The 983-nt window shown below is 76.6% G+C and carries 1 protein-coding gene; it reads left to right on the forward strand.

What is annotated here, in order from left to right; genetic code table 11:
* Window positions 1-80 precede the first annotated feature (80 nt).
* The coding region (locus DZG00_RS15785) for a DMT family transporter (RefSeq protein WP_147360081.1) at window positions 81-983 on the forward strand (903 nt) is incomplete at its 3' end.

Consider the following 983-nt stretch of genomic DNA (forward strand, 5'->3'; position numbering starts at 1 on the left):
CTAACGCATCAGCGTCGGCTAACGCATCGATGAAGACGATGCCCGTCGATCTTCCGGGTCGGCTGCCGGACAGTGGGGGCATGGCATCCCGCATCCGTCCCGAGCCCGTGGTCGACCTGCTGCTCCTGGCCGTCGCCGCGGTCTGGGGCGCGAGCTTCCTCGCGGCCAAGGACCTCGCGGCCGAGACGGGCGTGCCCGCGGCCGTCGCGCTGCGCTTCCTCGTCGCGGTCGCCGCGACCGGCCTGGTCTGCCTCGCCCGGCGGGAGCGGCTGCCCCGGGGTCGCGGCCTCCTCATCGCGGCGGCGCTCGGCTGCTCGCAGGCCGCGGTCATCGGGCTGGAGACCTGGGGCGTGCACCTGACGAGCGCGACCAACGCGGGCCTCCTCATCAGCCTGGCGCTCGTGATGACGCCCGTGCTCGAGGGCGCCGCGTCGCGCGCGTGGCTGCCGCGGTCGTACTTCGTCGCGGCGGTCGCGGCCGTCGTGGGCGTCGCGCTGCTCGTCTCCGAGGGCGGGCTGCGCGCGCCGACGCCGGGCGACGGGCTGGTGATCGCCGCGGCGGTCGTGCGGGCCGTGCACGTCACGGCGAGCGGGCACCTCACGCGCGGGCGGAGCGAGGGCTCCCTCGGCGTGGTCCTCGTGCAGATGCTGGTGTGCGCGGCCCTCTTCTCCGCGATGGCGGGACCCGACCTGCCCGCGGCGGCCGCGGCGCTCGACGCCCGGGGCTGGGCCGGCGTCCTCTTCCTCGGGGTGCTGTGCTCGCTGTTCGCGTTCGCGGTGCAGCTCTGGGCGGTGCGTCGGACCTCGGCGTCACGCGCGAGCATCCTCATGGGCACCGAGCCCGTGTGGGCGCTGCTGGTGGGCGTGGTGCTGGCCGGGGAGGCGATCGGGCCGATCGGCGCGGGCGGCGCGGCGCTCATCGTCGCGGCGTCGTACGCGGGGCAGGCGATCGAGCGGCGGCACCGGGCGCGGATCGCCGCGGCG

The organism is Clavibacter lycopersici (assembly GCF_003576405.1).
GTDB lineage: Bacteria > Actinomycetota > Actinomycetes > Actinomycetales > Microbacteriaceae > Clavibacter > Clavibacter lycopersici.